Source organism: Rickettsia rickettsii, assembly GCF_001951015.1.
Taxonomy (GTDB): domain Bacteria; phylum Pseudomonadota; class Alphaproteobacteria; order Rickettsiales; family Rickettsiaceae; genus Rickettsia; species Rickettsia rickettsii.
The window spans coordinates 955948-970175 of record NZ_CP018914.1 but is presented as its reverse complement, the minus strand read 5'-3'; the positions used below and the strand labels follow the sequence as shown (position 1 = coordinate 970175).

The window sequence follows — 14228 nt, the reverse complement described above, 5'->3', positions numbered from 1 at the left end:
ACTTACGTATTAAGTATACGCGCCGCTCCTCGACTTGTGAACTCCTTGCTCTTTTTGAAGTTGATCTTCGTATACTATTCTTTATTTTACTTCGGAGTATATAATAGATGATAAGTAATTTTTTTAATTTAATACGTATTTTTCGTATCATCAGTAAAAAGCAAATCTTAATTGATTCAAGAAGCCCTAAATATTGCAGGTTTATCGGTTATATATTAGCCTTATTTTTTGCTCCGGTCTCGTTAATAAAAAAATCACGGGAAGATTACGGCAAACGCTTAATAGATTGTTTAAGTGATCTTGGACCTATTTATATAAAATTTGGACAAACTCTTTCGACAAGAGCCGATTTAGTAGGAGCAGAGATAGCAGGTTATTTAAGGTTACTGCAAGATAAGCTACCTCCGTTTGATGGTGGGGTGGCGAGAAGGTTGATAACGTCATTGCGAGGAGACATGTATGTCGACGAAGCAATCTCAGCAAGCAAACAAAAGATTGCCACGCAGTCTATGACTGTGAGCCATGACGCTCTCCCTTTCTTACACCTCGACGATACCCCCATCGCTGCCGCATCCATTTCGCAGGTACATAAAGCACAACTTATAACCGGTGAATATGTTGCGGTAAAAATTTTGCGTCCGGGTATTCATAAAAAATATAACAGAGATATTAAGCTGCTATATTTTCTTGCAAAAATTATCTCAAAATTTTCTAAAGCAAAAAGGCTCAAACCGATTAAAGTAGTCGATAAATTTCATGAAACTATGAAATTTGAGCTTGATTTACGTTTAGAGGCGGCAGCAGCTTCTGAGCTTACGGATAATATGCGAAATGATATTAACGTGATAATCCCTAAAATATATTGGGATTTAACATCAGAAAATATACTAACCACCGAGTGGTTAGACGGCACTTCTATATATGATACTTTGCTACTAAAGGAAATGGGGTTAGAGCCTTCAAAAATATCTCAGGATTTTGCCGTAATGTTTTTCAATCAAGCCTATAGAGACGGATTTTTTCATGCTGATTTACATGCAGGGAATATTTTAGTGAATAAGCAAGGTAAAATAATTTTACTTGATTTCGGTATTATGGGCAGACTTAAAGAAAAAGATCGTTTAGCCGTTGCCGAAAGTCTATTTGGCTTTTTAAGGCGTGATTATAAATTAGTTGCTAAAGTACATTTAAGAGCCGGCTATATCCCATCAAATACCGATTTAGCTTTATTCGCTCAAAGTTGTAGAGCAGTTACCGAGCCTATAGTAGGGACGCCCATAAAAAATATTTCCATAGGTAAGCTGCTTGCACATTTATTTAAAATCACGGAAGATTTCGGCATGGAAGTACAACCGGAGTTGTTGCTATTGCAAAAGACTTTAATAATGGTGGAAGGGATAGGCAGACAGTTAGACGGTAATGTTAATATGTGGCAGCTCGCCGAACCTTGGATTAAAAAATGGGCCGTGAAAAATCTAAGCCCTGAAGCGAAGTTGTTACGATTGGTAAAGCATGACCTAGATAGTCTAGAGGATATTATTTGACATATAAAAAATTAGCCTTATATATTAAGAAATTTTTTATTATGAAACTAAAAGATTTATTTATTAAATATCCTATTACTACTCCTTTTGTGGTTGATTGTAAAAATGATAAATTAGTATTTCCTTCAGATAAAGAACAAAAATATAAAAGAGATCTAAAAGAAAAAATAGGAGAGGAAGAGTTTGAAAAATTAACGGCTTTAGATAAAATTGTTTAATACCCCGAAAACTTAGAAAATATAGCTTTAGTAAGTATAGAAAGACATCTCGATAAATCATTTATAGTAGCGAAATTGCTTAATGATGTATAACGTGAATATTATAAATCCATATAGATCCCGATAATAATATTAAATCGATTTTGCATTTCTCAGAAATATATTTTATCGGTGATGTAGGGTGAATGCCGGCTGAAGTTTTAAAACGCGAGTATAATGTCGGTACTATACAGCAAAAATCTTTACCGAAAATCATGGAATTATGGCCTGATCCTTACTATTACAACTGGATTCAGAAAAATAAAGAGTATAACAACCCGGATATAGATCCTCAGGTAATGGAGAATATTGTTTTATTCTGTGGAGAGGTTAGTATGGATTTACCGGTAAATGAAAAATTATAGTAAAAAACCATTGCAAGATAACCATGACTTTTAAAATTAACAAAAATTAAATTTTATAAATCTTTAAATTATATAAAGGTATTGAAATGTCTAAAAGCCAAGAGCAAGAGCAGGAATCCATTGATAATATAAGGCAACAGTTTGATAAAGAATATAAAAATCTTTCGTGGGTTCAAGTTGGATATTTAGCTCTTGGAGCTGACACAGGTAACAAAAAATATGATGAGTTAAATAAACGATATCTAGATCTTAATAAGGATAATTTAGGTATAATACAAAGTGTTATCCAAGCAGTCGGGAATGTTCCTAGTGCATTGCAGTTTACCTGTGAGGCTTCTCAAGTTTTACCTGATCTTGCATTGGAGCTTAATAACCTCAGAAAAGCGAGAAGTGCTAACACTAGTGTAGGTTCTATTGACGCTGGTTGCAAGATGATAGCAGATGCAGCATCGCTTATAAAAAAAATGTGCTTCTGTTTTACATTCCGAAACTATATCTAATAGTTCAAAAGAAACTCTTTTACAGTCTAAAGTTATCTCATATCTTCTCACGCCTATTTTAAATAAGAGGCTTAGCAAAATAACAAAACACTTTCAAACTTCCGAAACAGAAAAAATAAATGTATTAGACAAAATAAGTCCTAAATTTATCAGAGAATTATCTACACTAGGAGTAGATTGAATATCTAAAGCACTAGAAAGCGATTTAAACCCAAAAGTACAAGAAATATATAAGAATATTAAACAAAAAAACGCGTCATCTCAAGGTGCTATATTAAAAATATACATGACATTTAAAGCACAAAAAATCGCTAAACCTGAATTAATTGCAAATACAGTAGCACTACTTGTAAATTCTAGCAAAAAATTAATTGAAAGTACTCCTTCAGCTATAAAAGCTTATAGTCAGCTTAAAGCAAATCAGCGTTGGACTAAAATTAACCTAAATATGGAAGGGTGAGATACTGAAACTAAAAAAGAGTTATTAAAAGGCAAAAAACCTCAAATATTAGTTGAAAATGCCAAAAAAATTATTGATAATTTATCTCCTGTTTTAGAAAAAAATTACCGCGATATTTAGATAGTAATAAACAGGATATATTAGATATTTTAAAATATCCTAAAGTAACGGAAAGAATAGAATCACAAGGGAAAGATCCGGAGTTTATACATAAGGCATTAGATGCATCTACGTCTTTTTTAAAAGATGCTCTGCCGTCAATTACTAAACTTGCAAGTCTTGCTCTTCCCGATAGCGATAAAGTTGCTGATATAATACAAAAATTTCAGTTAATTAAGCCACTTCCAAAGGAAGAGAAATAAAAAGAAGAAAAGGTAAAAGAGGTAAAGGAATTGATGAGTCCTTTGATACAAGTTAAAAACCATAATCCGGAAATAAGAAAAATAATTGAAAAAGACCTTCCTGAACTATTAACAAAACATGCAAGTAGTTTAGGACCGGTTGTAGATGAGTTTTGAAATAAAACACCTAAGGGTCAAAAATTAAAATTAGACGGTGAAAAATTAGTAAAGATAGCCGGTAAGTAAACATGCACCTGAATTAATTCAAATTGCCGATAAATTTAGCAAACATGAATACGGTAAAATTATTATTGCTGGCGTTAAAATTATTATCAGATCCAAAAGTGCTAGGAGTAGTAGCAGAAACTATAGTTCATTTAGGAAAAAGTAAATTTAGTAAAGATAAGGAAGCGGTAGGACCGCATACAAGTAAGGTATTAGAAGAAAGACAAAGAGAGATAGGAAAATCCGGTAGAGGAGCCTAAGTCCTGTGCACTTTTAATAGAATAATCATAATTATGGCTCTTTTTAGTTGGAAATGATCAAATTTTTTTGAAATATGCATAACTATTCCTTCAAAAATCTTATTAATTTTCGCTTAAAAAGATCTAATAATTATAATCATTAATCAAAAGTGCACAGGACCTAGAAACATCTTGCTATTATTTGATTAAAATTATATTGTAAATTCAAAGTGTCATTATGAAATTACAAGGATGATAGACAGAAATTATTAGTTAACACATATCACAGGTGCCCTTGAGATATTCCCTATTTGTGTCATGCTCGGTCCAAGGCAATGTGGTAAAACTACTTTAGCTCACGCTTATATTAAACAGCTTAAAGAAGATGAAAAGAGCTACTTTTTTGACCTTGAGGATCCATCTCACTTAGATCAATTTAAGAATCTTAAAACAACTCTTGAGCCTTTAAACGGTTTAATAGTAATTGATGAAATTCAAAGACAACCTGAAATTTTTCCTTATTTAAGAGTTCTTGCTGACTATTCAAACAAAAAATTTTTAATATTAGGTAGTGCTTCTGGAGCATTATTACTTAATAAATTCATGATGAATATTATCTAGTAATATATCTAATTCAGCTTTTTCGGTGCTAATAACTAAACTGTTATTAATTAATTTTAAACTACACATACGGGTTTTTAGTTTTTACGTAAGTGAATCTAATAGGAACGCCCGGCATGTCAAAAGCCTCACGCATATTGTTTACTAAATACCTAGTATAGCTATCGGTAATTTTTTCCGGATTATTGGAGAATAGCTTGAAAGTAGGGGGGCGGGTTTTTGTTTGAGTCATATATTTTACACGCACTCTTCTGCCTCCTTTTTGTAAAGGCAGCAGATGTGCTTCCGTAGTAAAATTAAGCCATTCATTTAATTTGCTAGTAGTTATTTTCTTATTCCAAATTTTATAAATTTTAAGACACGCATCTAGCACTTGTTCAATATTTTGTTTATTTATTGCTGAAATGAATAGAACGGGGATACCTTTAACTTGAGGCAGATGAGTATTGATTTGATAATAAAATTCTTCCTGAAATGCTTCTTTTTCGGATTCTTTAACTAAATCCCATTTATTCACTACTATAACTATACTTCTTCCTTCATTGACCACATGGCTTGCAATATTTAAATCTTGCTGTTTTAAAGGAGCTAAAGCATCAATCATTAAGATTACGGTATTAGCCAATTTAATACTGTTAATAGTATCCGATGCCGATAATTTTTCTAAAGACTCTGTAATAGTAGATTTCTTGCGGAGTCCTGCCGTATCAATCAATTTAATATGATTATTTTTATATTGCCAATCAATTTCAATTGATTCACGAGTAATGCCGGCTTCAGGACCGGTTAATAATCTTTCATCATTAATGAGAGCGTTTATAAAAGTAGATTTTCCTGCGTTAGGTCTGCCACTAACTACTATCTGCAAACAATCTCCTTTAATTGGATCGGCTATATTTGTCTCGATTGATTCTTCTTCAGGTAACTTGGCAATAATTTCGTCATATAAATCAATTAAGCCTGTGCCATGTTCGGCAGAGATAGCTATCATACTATCAAACCCTAATTTATAGTACTCTTTATCAAAATCAAAAGCTTTCTCGCATTTATTAACTACCAATATAGCAGGCTTATTATATTTTCTAACAAAACTACTAAGTAGCTTATCATCAGGTAATATTCCGCTTCTAGCGTCAACCATAAAGCAAATTAAATCTGCCTCTAAAATTGCTTTAGTAGTCTGCTCAATTAACCTCTCTCCCATACTATTAGGATGCTCGTCAAGTCCTGGGGTATCAATTAACAAAAATTCAAAAGAGCCGATTTTGCCGTCTGTATATTTTCTATCTCTAGTGACGCCTGGCAAATCGTGAACGATAGCTTTTTTACGTATGCTTAATCTATTGAAAAGCGTTGATTTGCCTACATTCGGACGGCCAACTAAAGTAATGATTTGCTTAGTCATTATTTAATATATTATTATGGTTAAGAGAACTAATAATGCCCCGATAAAACCTACTATATTTGCTATTATAATAGGTGTATTTTTTATTAATATGCCGTATATAAGCCAACTACAAAGAGCAATAGCACTTATAGTAAAGGCGGGCATAGACACAGAAGCCGAAGATTGGCAGGTGAAAATCTTATGAGCCTGTACATAGAACATAAAATTGCCTATTGTACCGACAATCGTCATATATTTTTCGTAAAATGTCATGAATTTTGGAGACATATATTTATTTTTAAAAAGTGGTCTATGTCATTCCTGCGTAGGCGGGAATGACATACGGCACCCTAAGATAGCAACATTCCACATTGACTATCCCTTAAAACTCGCAATTACCGGTATATGATCTGAAGGTTTTTCTTGAGTCCTTAAATTATAATCCATATAGCAATTTTCTAAATAGTCAATAGTATTATTACAACCAAGAATCATATCAATCCTCATACCTTTATTTTGTTCAAAACATCTGGCTCTATAATCCCACCATGAAAATTCTTGTTTACTCGGATGCATTAATCTGTATAAATCCTCAAATCCGGAATTTAGAATAGTGCGTAATTTTTTTTGTTCAACCTCAGTAAAACACGTAGTTTCAGCCAGTAGCTTAGGTGAATATACGTCTATATCGAACGGTGCAATATTGAAATCACCGCCTATGATAGTTTTTTCGTCAAAAGATTTTTTAGTTGATAGATAATTGATAAAATTATCATAAAATGCTAGTTTTGCTACAAATTTATCGCTACCGACAAATGAACCGTTAGGAGCATAGAGCGAGATTATATTACAAAACCCTATAGGTAATGATAATTTTATTTCTAAGAATCTTGCTTGATCACTACAGTAATTATTCGGAAAATCCTTAATTATTTCATCGACAGGAAATTTTGAAATTATAGCAACGCCGTTATATGATTTTTGTCCGTGAACATAAGAATTATAAGGTAGATCGGATAATGCATCAAAAGGAAATTTTGCGGTTTCGCATTTTATTTCTTGCAATAATAAAATATCCGGATTTTCTTTAGATAAAAAATTACGCAATAAATTAAGTCTTGTTTTTATGGAATTAATATTCCAAGTAGCTATTTTCATGTTTGTTTTGCTATATCTTCTAATTTTGTATTACGGAATCGCCACTCAAGAAAACCAAAATGATAAACTAAGAGACTAGTAATAAATGCTCTGGCAATTACTATCCTCATTGAATATTTTATTGTATGATAATTTGGATTACTACTGTACATATCTAATAATATGCTAAAAGCTATAGCCCATAAATACAGTGATTGCAATACTCACTCCTCTTGGTGTCCTCTTAATTGAATTTTCTTTCATAATAAAATCTCGTAATATTGTATCGCAATTAGCTGTAATGAAAGCAAAAAACGGTCCCCAAAAACTTAGAGGCTCAATTTTGTGAATAATAACAATTGCAACTCCTCTCAGTAGTATCAGTAGCTCCTGCTGTCATTTCGGCATTGCCGCTTTGAATATCTAGCTATCTTGATTGTACTCAATATTGATACCTATTTTTGCAGCAATAGCGTTCATTAATTCTATATCCATACCGGAAACGGTAGTATGACCGTTTGAAGCAGCAATTAAGTATTGATAAGGCTCATTTACATACCATGCATTTATCAAAGTTTTTTTATCAGCTGTCCTTCGCATTCTAAAATTGCTTGTTGTTCGTTCGTGCCTATGCTTAAAGCATACAAATTTTTAGAAATGAGAAGTATAAAACCAAAGCCTTTAAGCACGCACTACTTTAATTTCACCGTCAGAAAATTTAATATTAAAAATTTTTTCATTCGCAGCAGTAATTTTAGAAGATAAAAAATTACCAGTTTCTCCTTTAACTATAGCAAAACCTCGTTTTAATACGTTGTGATAATCAAGGCTTGCAAGTAACGTACTATTTAATTCTAATTTATACTCAAAGTTTTTCAAAGTATTATTTGCCGATTTTGATAGATAAGCTGTTTGATGTGTTAATTCTAATGTTTTGTAATTGATTATTTTAGCAGGGTTAACTCTTTCTTTAGAAAAAGATTTTATCTTTGTTTCTTGTAGTTCAATAAAGCACGGTAAAGCATCTAGTAAATTAAAACCGGTTTCGTCCAGTAATTGCTGCCTATTATTTATATAGTGAGAGAGATATCTGTGTATTTTATTGTAATTTACTATATTTTGTTCGTGATATTTAATTAACCGGCTAGTATTATTCAATAATATTTTTTCATAAGATTGTAGCGTATTATTTAAAATAGAGCGTACCGGTACAGCAAATTCTGCGGCAGCAGTCGGTGTTGGAGCTCTTTTATCGGCTGCTAAATCTATTAAAGTATAATCCACTTCATGACCTACTGCGGAAATAATAGGAATTTTTGAGTTATAGGCAGCACGTACTAATATCTCATCGTTAAATGACCAAAGATCTTCTATAGAACCGCCACCTCTAGCAACGATTATAACACGTGGTTTATTTACCTCTTCTAAATTGTTAAATCCTTCAATTGCTTCAGCAATTTCATTGCCAGAATTTTCGCCTTGTACGCTAACCGGCCATATTATTATCCGAGTCGGAAAACGTTCGCGAATACGATGAATAATATCTTTAATAACAGCACCGGTTATTGAAGTGATAACGCCTATTTTATCAGGTAAAAAGGGTATAGGAATACGTATTTTATTAAATAAGCCTGCTTTCTCGAGCCTTGCTTTACGCTCATTTAGAATTTGCAGCATAGCTCCAAGTCCTGTGGGTTGCAAATTATCTACCGATAATTGATAACGTGAATTACCTGCATAACTTGAGAGTTTACCGCTAATTACTACTTCCATGCCGTCATTTAAAGGAAATTTGATTTTAGCAAGAATAGGACGCCAGCAAGTACAGGCTAAAATGGCGGTATTTTCTTTTAAGTTAAAATAAGCATGACCTGAGCTTGCTATTTTTAAGCCTGAAATTTCGCCTTTTACCTTAATATAGCCAAAATTATTTTCTAATAGCTCTTTGATTTTATTAGAAATCTCACTAACTGAAAACTCTTTGGTTGCTTGATGCGCAATGAAATTGTCTAGCATTTTATTAGTATTTGGTGTTTTGCGCTGAGGGTAACACATTATTCGTCATTACGAGGAGAAACTATAAGTTTTGACGAAGCAATCTCAGGAGTTTATCCTACTTTATGAGATGGCCACGTCGATGCTATGCATCTCCTCGCAATGATGATTATCATCTCCATAGAATAACCTTGTACTACAAAAGAGCAAGCAAAATTTTTTATTATTTGATATATTGCTAATAGCTTGCTATTATTTTTTACTATTAAAATATATTTATTACATATAAATGCTACTGCGAATAATATGTTTGCTTATTATCATAATATTTTCTTTGGTAAGTTTTAGCGCTCTTTCTAAGAATGGTCAAAATATTAAAATAAGCAATATTATAGCTGACTTCGTAGAGTATAATGAAAATCAGGATTTGATATATGCTAAAGGTAATATAAGAATTATCACGGATGAGTATTTATTAATGGCAGATAATTTACTTTATGATATAGAAAATGATATTTTATGGGCAGAAGGTAATATCCGAATTAAGGATAAACAAAATCGGATAATAGAGGGAGACAAAGCGGTTTTAAAAGATGAATTTAAGAAAGGTATCATATCGGAATTCATTTTGCTTTCCGGTGATAATAATCTTTTAATTGCTAAACTTGCCGAAAGAATAGATGAAAATAATCTTAAGCTGCACCATGCCGAGTTTACCCCTTGTGATGTTACTTGTAATAGAAACCCTATTTGGCAAATTGCTGCTAAGGATACTTATATTCGTTCCGCAGAGCATAGAGTAGTTTATAAAAACGTGTTTTTTGAAGTATACGGTGTACCGATTTGTTACTTACCGTATTTTTTCCATCCGACTCATACGGCCCCTGCAACTTCTGGATTATTGGTACCTGACGTCAAAAATAAAGGGTTTGGCATCCCCCTATATCTACGTGCAAAACCTAATATCGATTTTACGCTCACGCCAAGAATTTTGAGTAAATATCAAACTTATGAGCTAGAAGCACGTTATCGCCTGAATGATACCGATAATATGAATTTTCAAGTTAGTTACGGTAAATTACCGTATTTTCTAGAAAAAGATGGAAGTGTAGTGAAAAATAAAAAAGTTTCTTCTTATCATTATATAGCAAGCGGTAATTTTATTAGTACCGATAAAGTTTATGATTACGGTTTCAGGGTGGAGCGTACATCGGATAAAGCTTATTTAAAAAATTATTATAATAACTACGCTTCATATTTAACTTCTAAAATATTCTTAAATAAAATTCATGAGGTTGATTATTTTTCGGCGGAAGGATTAAGTTTTCAAGGCTTAGGTAGTAATGATCGTAAATATAACGATCCTCTAGTATTACCAAAAATCAATACAAAAAACGTGATAAATTTGAATGATAATGACAACAGCCATATCGTTGTTGAAAATAATACGTTAATGTACAAAGAAAGAATAGGAAAACAAGTTGCTAGAACCTCTTTGCAACTATCCTTTATGCATAATGTGCTGACTGCTTCAGGACAAATTTTTGATTTTGCTGCTAAAGATAGAGGCGATTTTTATCTTGCTAGGCGGGCTTATGTAGATAAGCCGAGAGAAAGTAAATCATTTCAAAGGAATATACCGGAATTGCAAACTTTATGGCGTTATCCGTTAGTAGGCAATATAACAAAAACGATAAATTTACTTATTGAGCCGGTAGTTTCTTTTACTATGGGACGTAAACTATCTAAGAAAGATAAAAATTTTGTTATAATTGATCCTGCTAAATATGAATTATCCGAAAAAAATATCTTTTTATCCAACCGTTATAGCGGTATTGATTGCCATGATTTCGGTAATAGATTAAGTTACGGCTTAAATACTAGTATTGCTAAAGAAGAAAATTATTTAAAATTATTTTTAGGACACTCCCGTAATACAAGATATAGTATAAATTTGCCAGCTGATGATAAGGAAAATGTAGGGCAGATACTAGGTAATCTTTCTAATAATTTAGAAGTGTTTTATAGCTTTCGGAAAGATAGATATTTCAGACCTATTAGGGATGAAGTGGGAGGCAATTTTAACTATGATAAGATTAACTGTCTAGGTAGTTTTATTCAGCTTACCAAGCTTAACAAATATTATTCCGTAGAAAGTATAAAGGTTTCAAATAATAGAGTACGACAATTTTATGGAGACATAAATTATCAGCTAGCGGAAAATTGGACTATAGGCTTTGGTGCACGCATTGATCTCTCTAGACAAGCTCCAAATTTGCTTACGCGAACTATTAGGATGACATATGCTAAAGATTGTGTTAGAATTACTGCAAAGATTTATTCCGATTATCTAGCCGATGGAAGTAGAGGAATCAAAAAGACTACCTCTTCGCCGACTATTTCTATCGGTTTAAAAGTTTTAAACATGTGAGTATACTCGTTTTATTTGAAAAATTGGCTCGTCTTATAAGTTCTGCGGTGCTCACGTACTAAATGTACGCTCTGCTCCTTGACTTATAGACTCCTTGCTCTTTTCCAAATAAAACTTCGTCTACTTACTGGTCACTTATTCAGAGTATCATATGAGAAAATTATTATTAATCATTACCGTTTTTTTTACTTTTAATGTAGCACAAGCATCATTACCGAATATAGTAGCATCCGTAAATGATGAACCTATTACTCTTAATGAGTTCCGTGCTAGAAAAAAAATGATTATGGCACTAAATAATGTTGCAAGTCTAACGCCTGCTCAAGATAAGCAGCTAAGTGACTTAGCACTTAAGAGCTTAATTGACGAATCTTTGCTTTTTCAATATGCAGGAGATAGAGAAATTCCGCAAGAAGAGATAGAGAACGCTATTAAGTCTATTGAAGATCGTAATAAAATGCCTCACGGTTCTCTTCTTCAGTATCTAAAAAGCAGATCGGTCAATCCTGATAGTTTTATTTCCCAAATTAAATCCGAGTTGATTAAAATGAATATTTTATCAAGTCTATCAAGATCGGTACAAGTAAGTAATAAAGAAATAGATGTTGCAATTTTATCTAGCGATCAAAAAGACGTAGAAATTTCAATGCAAGTATTTACATCTAAAGATGGTGGCAATAAAGCGTTTACGCAGATGAATAATTTGAAAAATCGACTAAAAAAATGTGCGGATGTTAAAAAATCGCTTTATGATAATTTTGCTACTATGCAAATTATTACCGATAAGCTTAGCAAGATAGAAGGCGTAAAACAAACTATTGTAAAGGACTTAACTCCTGATAAAGCAAGTAATGTTTTTGAAGTAAATAACAAATTTGAAATAACATTAGTGTGCAGCAAAAAAATCTTAAATGTTAATGAAGATGAAAATAATTATGTAGTAAATTTCCTAACCAATAAAAAGATTTCGCAAAAAGCACAAAAAATGTTTGAAAATATGCGTAAGAAAGCAGCTATAAAAATAATGCTGCCGTCTTAGTATGTGTGATTCTATGTCATTCCCGCGTAGGCGGGAATCCAGAAAATAACCTTGATTATTAATACAGAATTATATTTGATAAAAACAAACATATAAAAACAAGTTTTTATATGTTTTACTGGATTCCCGCTTTCACGGGAATGAAATACCCTATGCTCCCTTCAATTGCAAAACACGCAGCTTTACATCAAGTTAATCCTCTTAGAAAGCACGGACAAAATTTTATTTTTGACAGTAGTCTATGTGATAAAATCGTACGTGCAAGTAACCTGGCAGAAAATAGCCGAGTATTAGAAATAGGGCCCGGCACAGGAGGGTTAACTAGGTCAATATTGCAGAAAAATCCTGAATCCTTAACTGTTATAGAAACAGATGAGAGATGCCTCCCGCTCCTTAATGAGATTAAAGAATATTATCCTAATCTAAATATTATTAAACAAGATGCTCTTAAAATAAATTTAACCGATTTAAGCTGTGATATAGTCAATTCAGTTGGATTTGCATACAAGAAGCGAGAAGCGAAGCCTATAACTAATAGGAGAGCGAACGATATAGGCGAGTCTAAATTAATTGACTATAAAGTCACTATAATCTCTAATTTACCGTACCATATAGGTACTGAGTTAGTGATTAGATGGCTGAAAGAAGCACGGCTAATTACTAGTATGACGCTAATGTTGCAAAAGGAAGTAGTAGAACGTATTTGTGCTATACCCTCAACTAAAGCATATGGCAGGTTATCGGTAATATGTCAGTTAATAGCTAAAGTGGAAAAGTGCTTTGACGTAGCGCCAACTGCTTTCTATCCACCTCCTAAAGTATATTCTGCGATAGTTAAACTAATACCTTTAGAAAATCCGCTGTCTATTGCTCTGATAAATAAAGTTGAGCAAATAACAAAGCTTGCTTTTGCAGGACGACGGAAAATGATCAAATCATCACTGAAAAATCTTGTACCTAATATACATGAAGTATTAACTCAGTTGAACATCAATGATAATTATCGCGCTGAAAATCTTGCCCCTCAAGATTATTTGAGAATTGCTGAAATATTATAGCTTGCATCATTCAGCTTTATCTAACTTTTTTGCTTCTGCTTCTTGCTGTAGTTTCTATTCTGCTGCTTTTTCATCTATATAGTTAAAAAAGAAATAACAGAAAGTTAAAAAACTAGTCAAAACTATGCATTTTGAGCTTTTAATTTCTTTTCTTCCTCTTCATCAATATAAGACTCAGAGGTTAAAATTTCTTCTTTATATTTTAACTCTCTAAAATTAGCTTATATATTAATGATAGAGTTTAATTATCATGTGAGAGAAGTAATTTATAGGGGGGGGGGAATAAGTCAATAATTATATATTTAATAAATCTATCTTACTCAAAAATACAGCTTTTTCTATTTACTAGGTAAATACAATTTAGTTCTTGATTCTTATAATAAAGCAATTGAACTTGATCCTACAAATTCTAAAGCACAATATAATAAACAACATTTATTAAAGCGTATGTATTATTAAGTAAAAAACGCTGCAAAGCTTTTACTTATTGCCTTTTCAATCTATTCTGTTTGCTAGATTTCTTTAGTCTAAAATAAGCGAAGCAGTGATGCTATTCGTCTATTGTAATTTGCTTGATTTCGACAATTGTCTTATATACAAATGTTCAGCCAAAGTAAACATATTAAATA

At 32.3% G+C, this 14228-nt stretch carries 16 protein-coding genes and 1 pseudogene; 11 read left to right on the top strand and 6 right to left on the bottom strand.

The genetic code is table 11. The annotated features are described in order from the left end of the window. Positions 1-107: 107 nt before the first annotated feature. The 7 genes from ubiB to BTU51_RS05925 all read left to right on the top strand — a co-directional run bounded on the left by ubiB (position 108) and on the right by BTU51_RS05925 (position 4552). Entirely contained in the window at positions 108-1544 is a 1437-nt protein-coding gene (ubiB, locus tag BTU51_RS05955; RefSeq protein WP_012151177.1) for a 2-polyprenylphenol 6-hydroxylase, read from the top strand. Further along, positions 1541-1762 (top strand): hypothetical protein, encoded by a 222-nt coding sequence (locus tag BTU51_RS05950; protein ID WP_012151176.1) that lies wholly within the window; start codon positions 1541-1543, stop codon positions 1760-1762. Before ubiB ends, BTU51_RS05950 begins: the two co-directional genes overlap by 4 nt. A gap of 185 nt (positions 1763-1947) precedes the next feature. Beyond that, positions 1948-2166: a hypothetical protein gene (locus BTU51_RS05945; RefSeq protein ID WP_012151175.1), complete on the top strand. Its 219-nt coding sequence runs from the start codon at positions 1948-1950 to the stop codon at positions 2164-2166. Positions 2167-2252: 86 nt separating this feature from the next. After that, on the top strand, positions 2253-2666 hold the full coding sequence (locus BTU51_RS05940) for a hypothetical protein (RefSeq protein ID WP_230453543.1): 414 nt from the start codon (positions 2253-2255) through the stop codon (positions 2664-2666). A gap of 286 nt (positions 2667-2952) precedes the next feature. Continuing rightward, the gene (locus BTU51_RS08650) at positions 2953-3126 is read left to right on the top strand and encodes a hypothetical protein (protein WP_162839890.1); all 174 of its coding nucleotides are present in this window, start codon (positions 2953-2955) and stop codon (positions 3124-3126) included. Positions 3127-3757: 631 nt separating this feature from the next. Continuing rightward, positions 3758-3952 carry a hypothetical protein gene (locus BTU51_RS05930; protein WP_041472460.1) on the top strand — a complete coding sequence of 65 codons (195 nt, stop codon included), beginning with the start codon at positions 3758-3760 and terminating at the stop codon, positions 3950-3952. Between the two features lie 297 nt (positions 3953-4249). Further along, positions 4250-4552: an ATP-binding protein gene (locus BTU51_RS05925; protein ID WP_012151174.1), complete on the top strand. Its 303-nt coding sequence runs from the start codon at positions 4250-4252 to the stop codon at positions 4550-4552. Between the two features lie 61 nt (positions 4553-4613). On the opposite strand, the gene der is transcribed toward BTU51_RS05925, so the two are convergent. The 6 genes and pseudogenes from der to BTU51_RS10045 all read right to left on the bottom strand — a co-directional run bounded on the left by der (position 4614) and on the right by BTU51_RS10045 (position 9395). Then, positions 4614-5957: a ribosome biogenesis GTPase Der gene (gene der, locus BTU51_RS05920; RefSeq protein ID WP_012262543.1), complete on the bottom strand. Its 1344-nt coding sequence runs from the start codon at positions 5955-5957 to the stop codon at positions 4614-4616. 3 nt (positions 5958-5960) lie between these two features. Then, on the bottom strand, positions 5961-6227 hold the full coding sequence (locus BTU51_RS05915; protein ID WP_010977607.1) for a SemiSWEET family sugar transporter: 267 nt from the start codon (positions 6225-6227) through the stop codon (positions 5961-5963). Between the two features lie 87 nt (positions 6228-6314). Next, positions 6315-7097: an exodeoxyribonuclease III gene (gene xth / locus BTU51_RS05910; RefSeq protein WP_012151171.1), complete on the bottom strand. Its 783-nt coding sequence runs from the start codon at positions 7095-7097 to the stop codon at positions 6315-6317. A gap of 402 nt (positions 7098-7499) precedes the next feature. Continuing rightward, positions 7500-7676 carry a hypothetical protein gene (locus BTU51_RS05900; RefSeq protein WP_014362490.1) on the bottom strand — a complete coding sequence of 59 codons (177 nt, stop codon included), beginning with the start codon at positions 7674-7676 and terminating at the stop codon, positions 7500-7502. 81 nt (positions 7677-7757) lie between these two features. After that, positions 7758-9092, bottom strand: coding sequence for an exodeoxyribonuclease VII large subunit (gene xseA / locus BTU51_RS05895; RefSeq protein ID WP_014362489.1), 1335 nt, complete (start codon positions 9090-9092; stop codon positions 7758-7760). Between the two features lie 92 nt (positions 9093-9184). Further along, positions 9185-9395 (bottom strand): annotated as a pseudogene (locus BTU51_RS10045) (hypothetical protein). Here BTU51_RS10045 and BTU51_RS05885 point away from each other — a divergent pair. From BTU51_RS05885 to BTU51_RS08320, 4 genes are all read left to right on the top strand, one after another. Then, positions 9361-11502, top strand: coding sequence for an LPS-assembly protein LptD (locus tag BTU51_RS05885; protein WP_012262541.1), 2142 nt, complete (start codon positions 9361-9363; stop codon positions 11500-11502). The pseudogene BTU51_RS10045 and the gene BTU51_RS05885 sit on opposite strands and share 35 nt — an antisense overlap. A 151-nt stretch (positions 11503-11653) precedes the next feature. Further along, positions 11654-12541 carry a SurA N-terminal domain-containing protein gene (locus BTU51_RS05880; protein WP_012151167.1) on the top strand — a complete coding sequence of 296 codons (888 nt, stop codon included), beginning with the start codon at positions 11654-11656 and terminating at the stop codon, positions 12539-12541. Between the two features lie 152 nt (positions 12542-12693). Beyond that, positions 12694-13599, top strand: a complete 906-nt coding sequence (gene rsmA / locus BTU51_RS05875; protein ID WP_012151166.1) for a 16S rRNA (adenine(1518)-N(6)/adenine(1519)-N(6))-dimethyltransferase RsmA — start codon at positions 12694-12696, stop codon at positions 13597-13599. 309 nt (positions 13600-13908) lie between these two features. Further along, the gene (locus BTU51_RS08320) at positions 13909-14058 is read left to right on the top strand and encodes a tetratricopeptide repeat protein (protein WP_155105221.1); all 150 of its coding nucleotides are present in this window, start codon (positions 13909-13911) and stop codon (positions 14056-14058) included. Positions 14059-14228: the final 170 nt, after the last annotated feature.